This window comes from Mesorhizobium sp. M7A.F.Ca.AU.001.01.1.1 (genome assembly GCF_004022735.1).
GTDB classification, from domain to species: domain Bacteria; phylum Pseudomonadota; class Alphaproteobacteria; order Rhizobiales; family Rhizobiaceae; genus Mesorhizobium; species Mesorhizobium ciceri.
This window is the reverse complement of sequence record NZ_RZPF01000425.1, coordinates 1-5,731: the sequence shown is the minus strand read 5'-3', so window position 1 is coordinate 5,731 and position 5,731 is coordinate 1. Positions and strand designations below refer to the sequence as shown.

At 60.9% G+C, this 5,731-nt stretch carries 5 protein-coding genes; all 5 read left to right on the top strand.

Annotation, left to right across the window (positions count from 1 at the left end; all coding sequences use genetic code 11):
* A partial coding sequence (gene trbE, locus EN884_RS23160; RefSeq protein WP_128360754.1) for a conjugal transfer protein TrbE occupies positions 1-2,388 on the top strand: 2,388 nt, incomplete at its 5' end.
* A complete protein-coding gene (gene trbJ / locus EN884_RS23155) occupies positions 2,385-3,110 on the top strand; it encodes a P-type conjugative transfer protein TrbJ (protein WP_024502854.1) in 726 nt (241 codons plus the stop codon). The genes trbE and trbJ, both read left to right, overlap by 4 nt.
* Positions 3,111-3,143: 33 nt before the next feature.
* On the top strand, positions 3,144-4,466 hold the full coding sequence (gene trbL, locus EN884_RS23150) for a P-type conjugative transfer protein TrbL (RefSeq protein WP_063169231.1): 1,323 nt from the start codon (positions 3,144-3,146) through the stop codon (positions 4,464-4,466).
* A complete protein-coding gene (gene trbF, locus EN884_RS23145) occupies positions 4,467-5,198 on the top strand; it encodes a conjugal transfer protein TrbF (protein WP_063169230.1) in 732 nt (243 codons plus the stop codon).
* A partial coding sequence (locus EN884_RS23140) for a TrbG/VirB9 family P-type conjugative transfer protein (protein ID WP_245491971.1) occupies positions 5,188-5,731 on the top strand: 544 nt, incomplete at its 3' end. The genes trbF and EN884_RS23140, both read left to right, overlap by 11 nt.

Below are 5,731 nucleotides of genomic sequence, written 5' to 3'. Positions count from 1 at the left end.
GCCTTGGTGGCGCCCGGCATCGTGCTCAACAAGGACGGCAGCTTTCAGCGGACGTTGCGGTTCCGCGGCCCGGATCTCGAAAGTGCGACGGAGGCTGAACTCGTCGGCATTTGCGCCCGGGCGAACAATGCTCTCAGACGCCTTGGCTCTGGCTGGGCATTGTTCTTTGAGGCCGAGCGCACAGAAGCGCTGGGCTATCCGAACTCGCATTTTCCTGACGCCGCGTCGTGGCTGGTCGACGAAGAACGCCGCGCTGCTTTCGAGGGGAAGGTAGCGCACTACGAGAGCCGCTATCATCTGACCTTGGTGTTTATGCCACCGCCGGACGCCCAGGCGCGCGCAGAAAGCACGCTCGTCGACTCTCATTATTCCCGAGGAGAAAGAGACTGGCGCCAGGATCTGGCGAGGTTCCGTGACGAGACCAACCGCGTGCTCGATCTCTTCTCGGGTTTCATGTCCGAAGTACGCGTCCTCGATGATGCTCAGACGTTGACCTACCTCCACGGCACGATTTCGCCTCGTCGCCATCCTATCATGGCCCCGGAAACGCCGATATATCTGGATGCAATCCTGGTCGATGCGCCGCTTACCGGTGGCCTGGAGCCGATGCTGGGTGAGCAGCATCTTCGCACACTGACCATCCTCGGCTTTCCGAACCTCACCCGGCCCGGAATCCTCGATACCCTCAATCATCAGGATTTCGCCTATCGCTGGATGACGCGCTTCATTCCGCTCGAGAAAACGGAAGCCACGAAGACGCTGACGCGATTGCGCCGGCAGTGGTTTGCCAAGCGCAAATCGATCGTGGCAATCCTACGCGAGGTCATTACCAACGAGCCGGTCCCGCTTGTCGATAGCGATGCCGACAACAAGGCGCTCGATGCCGACGAAGCCCTTCAGGCATTGGGCGGTGATCATGTGAGTTTCGGCTATCTCACCACCACCGTGACGGTGTGGGGCGAGGATCGCCAAGCCGCTGCAGAGAAGCTTCGCGCGGTCGAGCGCATCATCAATGGGCTCGGCTTCACCACGATCCGAGAAGGCGTCAATGCGGTCGAGGCTTGGCTCGGCTCATTGCCTGGCCATGTCTACGCTAACGTTCGCCAACCGCTCGTTCATACATTGAACCTTGCCCATCTCATGCCGCTGTCGTCGGTTTGGGCCGGTCCTGCGACAAACGAGCATCTCGCGAAAGTCACCCAAACCGAAGCGCCACCGCTTTTCGTTGCCGAGACCAGTGGGTCGACACCGTTTCGGCTTTCCACCCACGTCGAAGATGTCGGCCACATGCTGGTTGTTGGTCCGACCGGCGCCGGCAAGTCGGTTCTGCTTGCTCTGATTGCTCTGCAGTTCAGGCGCTACGCCGGCGCCCAGGTTTATGTCTTCGACAAAGGCAATTCGGCCCGTGCTGCAACACTTGCCATGGGTGGAGAACACCACGCGCTAGGAGCGGACGGTTCCCTTGCCTTTCAGCCACTGCGCAGCATCAACGACCAGGCTAGCCGAAGCTGGGCGGCCGAATGGATCGCCAGCCTTGTTGCCCACGAGAACGTCACCGTCACGCCGGAGGTGAAGGAGGCTATTTGGTCAGCGCTGGCCAGCCTTGCCACCGCGCCGGCGCAGGAACGCACACTGACCGGTCTTTCGGTCCTGCTTCAATCCAATGCGCTGAAGACCGCATTGATGCCCTACACGCTCGACGGTCCCTTCGGCCGCCTGCTCGATGCCGATCATGATGGGCTGGCCTTGTCGGATGTGCAGTGTTTCGAGACCGAGGAGTTAATGCACAGCCAAAGCGCTTTGCTGCCGGTGCTTACCTATCTGTTCCAGCGACTTGAGGAACGGTTCGACGGACGGCCCACGCTGATCATGCTCGACGAGGCGTGGGTCTATCTCGACAATCCGCTGTTCGCCGCCCGCATCCGCGAATGGCTGAAGGTGCTGCGAAAGAAGAACGTGTCGGTTGTCTTCGCTACGCAGTCGCTGGCTGATATCGCGGGCTCTGGCATAGCGCCGGCAATCATCGAAAGCTGCCCGCAGCGCATTTTCCTTCCCAATGATCGTGCCGTGGAACCCCAGGCGCGCACAGCCTACGAGCGCTTCGGTTTAAGCGAGCGGCAGATCGAATTGATCGCCCGCGCCACGCCGAAGCGTCAGTATTATCTGCAATCGCGCCGCGGCAACCGTCTGTTCGAGCTCGAGCTTGGCCCCATCGCTCTTGCGCTTTGCGGTGCTTCCGATCCGGCCACGCAGACTCTGATCGACAGGATCATGTCCGAAGACGGGCAAGGCAGCTTTGCCTCGCAGTTCCTGATCGCGCGCGGCCTCGATTGGGCCGGCGAACTTCTCAAGCAATTCCCTCAACCAGACAAGGAGCAATTCTCATGATGCGGCGACGCCTTCTCTCCGGCCTGATCACCGTTTCCCTGATCGCCAAGCCTATGGCCGACTATGTGCAGCCCGCCTACGCCCTTATCGTGTTCGATCCGTCCAATTATGCGCAGAACGTGCTGACGGCCGCGCGCGCATTGGAGCAGATCAACAACCAGATCCAGTCGCTGCAGAATCAGGCGACCATGCTGCAGAACATGGCGCGCAATCTTCAGCGTCTGGATTTCTCTTCCGTTGGCCAACTCACCGGTTCGCTCCATCGCATCGACGGCTTGATGGACCAGGCGAGTGGCCTCAGCTTTGATCTGGGCAAGCTTCAAGACCAGTGGCGCAGCCAATATCCGGAAAGCTACGACGCCACGATCAAAGTCAGCGATGTGGCGAGTGCTGCGCGGGAGCGTTGGCAAACCGCCATGCAGGCGTTCCGCCAGACCATGGGTGTCCAGTCGCAAATCGTCGAGAACGTCCGCGCCGACGGCGATCTGCTCGCCGATCTCGTCAACCGCAGCCAAGGGGCGGCCGGTGCGCTTCAGGCAAGCCAGGCCACCAACCAGCTGATGGCGCTTTCGACAAAACAGCAGATGCAGATCCAGACGCTGCTCGCAACGCAGTTTCGAGCTGAGGCCGAGGATGCCGCCCGCAAGGCCCAGTCAGACGAAGCCGCCCGCGAGATGACGAAGCGATTCTTGGGTACCGGCTCGGCTTATCCCGGCAATTAATCACGAGTTCATCACGACGAGAAAGGCAGCGGCATGAACGACCTTGGCGTCATCGATCGCTTCATGGAGACCTTCATCCGCTACATCGACAGCGGGTTCGGTCTGCTATCGGGCGACCTCGCCTTCCTCACTACCATTCTGATCGGCATTGACATCACACTTGCCGGCCTGGCGTGGGCGCTCGGCGACGAAACCAGCGTTCTCGGCCGGCTTGTCCGCAAGGTGCTCTATGTTGGCGTCTTCGCCTTCATTCTGAACAATTTCAAGAACCTCGCCGATATCGTTTATCGTTCTTTTGCCGGTCTCGGGATTAAGGCGTCGGCCGGCAATCTGTCGGCAGACAATCTCTTGCGCCCGGGCCGCATTGCCGCGACCGGTTTCGAAGGTGCTTGGCCAATGCTTGACCAAGCCAGTCAGCTCCTGGGCTTCCCGGAAATCTTCGGCAACGCACTGACCATCTTCGTGCTGCTGATGGCCTGGTTCCTGGTCATCATCGCCTTCTTCATCCTTTCCATCCAGCTTTTCATCACCATCCTTGAGTTCAAGCTCACCACGCTGGCAGGTTTTGTTTTGGTTCCATTCGCACTTTGGAACCGTTCAGCGTTCCTGGCCGAACGCGTGCTCGGCCATGTTATCTCGTCAGGCATCAAGGTGATGGTGCTCGCCGTCATTGTCGGTATCGGCTCCACGCTCTTCGGGGAGTTCGCTTCCGCATTGCAAGGCAAGGAGCCGGATCTTGCCGGTGCCATGTCCCAGGTACTGGGCGCACTGGCATTGCTTGGCCTTGGCATTTTTGGGCCGGGGATCGCGTCGGGTCTTGTCTCAGGCGCACCGCAGCTTGGGGCGGGCGCCGCCCTCGGCACGACCGCGGCGGCAGCGGGTGTATCACTCGTTGCTGGAGGCACAGCATTTGCTGGCGCGCGTATGGCAACCAGCGGCGGTGTCGCCGCCATCCGAGCCGGCACAACAATGGGATCGGCTGCTTCCACGTCATGGCAGATCGGGCGCGCAACCTCGCCCGACGCTGGCCTCTCCGGTGTGGCTGCTGGAATGCATGGTGTAACCAGTGCAGCTGGCGGCGCCGCTATACGCATAGCGCGATCCGCCACTGCAAGTGTTGGGCGCAACGCCGATGCCGGGCGCGATGCCGCGTGGACCGCGACCGGCGGCACGCCGACAGCGCCAATGACCGAACGCTCTGCCGGTTCGGCCACTGTTTCGGCGCCGACGTGGGCAAGGCGCCTACGTTCTGAACAGACCGCCCGTGCAAATCGCCACGCTGCCATGCAAGCTGTCCGAGACGGAGACCGGCCGGGAGGCAGCGCCACCCCCTCTCTCAACGACAAGGATGACTAGATGCTCTTCAAGCGACCCGTGCACCGTTACGGCAAAACACCCGAACCGGTCACGCCGTATCAAAAAGCCGCCCAGCTGTGGGACGAGCGCATCGGCTCATCTCGACTGCAGGCCAGGAACTGGCGGATCATGGCCCTTGGCTGCCTGGCCTTGGCGACCGGGCTTTCCGGCGGACTCGTATGGCAGTCGATGCAAAGCCGTGTCGTGCCTTATGTCGTCGAGGTCGATGGCTTCGGCGAGACGCGCGCCGTCGCGCCGGCGATCCGGAATTATGAGCCCTCGGATGCTCAGATCGCCTGGCATCTCGGCCGCTTCATCCAGAATGTCCGTTCCGTTTCCACCGATCCGGTTTTGGTACGGCAGAACTGGTTGGCAGCGTACGACTTTGCTAGCGATCGCGCAGCGCTCTTCCTCAACGAATACGCCAAGGCGAACGACCCCTTCGGTCAGATCGGAACGCGCAGTGTTTCGGTACAGGTCACCAGCGTGGTCAGAGCCTCCGAAAGTTCATTCCAGGTCAAATGGACCGAGCAGGTGTTTGAGCGCGGAAGCCTTGCCAGCACGATGCGCTGGACTGCGATCCTCACGATCGTGATTCGCTCGCCAAGCAATACGGATCAGCTGCGCAAGAATCCGCTCGGCGTCTTCATCAATGCCATTGACTGGTCACGCGAGCTCGACAGCGCCGTCCCAACCCCCCTTTCTCCGACGGAGTCCACCAATGAAAGGTAAAATGTCACCGATTCGTGCCGTGCTGATCCTATCGGTGTCGGCAGCGGTCGTTTCCGCTTGTGCATCGAAGAAGGTGCCGCCGCCTGAGATTTCCTATGACGCTGCCGACTTCAAACCGGCCGCGATCGAAAAGGCGCCGGAGAGGCCGATTAGAATTGTCGAGGTGCCAAAACCACTGCCGCTGCCTGGCCAAATGCAGCCCGAGCCCGGCAAGGCCGAGGACAAGCGCCCCCCTGAAGAACGCGTCGCTGATGCCAACAAAGCCGCGACCCAGCAACCCACCAAGTACGGGTATGTTAATGCCGTGCAAGTCTACCCCTTCACCGATGGCGCGCTTTATCAACTCTATGCCGCGCCGGAGCGCGTGACCGACATCGCTCTGCAGCCGGGCGAGAAACTAACCGCCGTGTCGGCTGGCGACACCGTGCGCTGGGTCATTGGCGATACCGCAAGCGGCACCGGTGACAATCAGCGCACCCATGTTCTGGTAAAACCCTTCGCGCCGGGTCTTGCCACCAATGTCGTCATTACGA

Excerpts from the sequence above, each read along its gene's own strand:
- trbL (WP_063169231.1), top strand. The coding sequence starts at position 3,144 with ATGAACGACCTTGGCGTCATCGATCGCTTCATGGAGACCTTCATCCGC.
- trbF (WP_063169230.1), top strand. The coding sequence starts at position 4,467 with ATGCTCTTCAAGCGACCCGTGCACCGTTACGGCAAAACACCCGAACCG.
- trbJ (WP_024502854.1), top strand. The coding sequence starts at position 2,385 with ATGATGCGGCGACGCCTTCTCTCCGGCCTGATCACCGTTTCCCTGATC.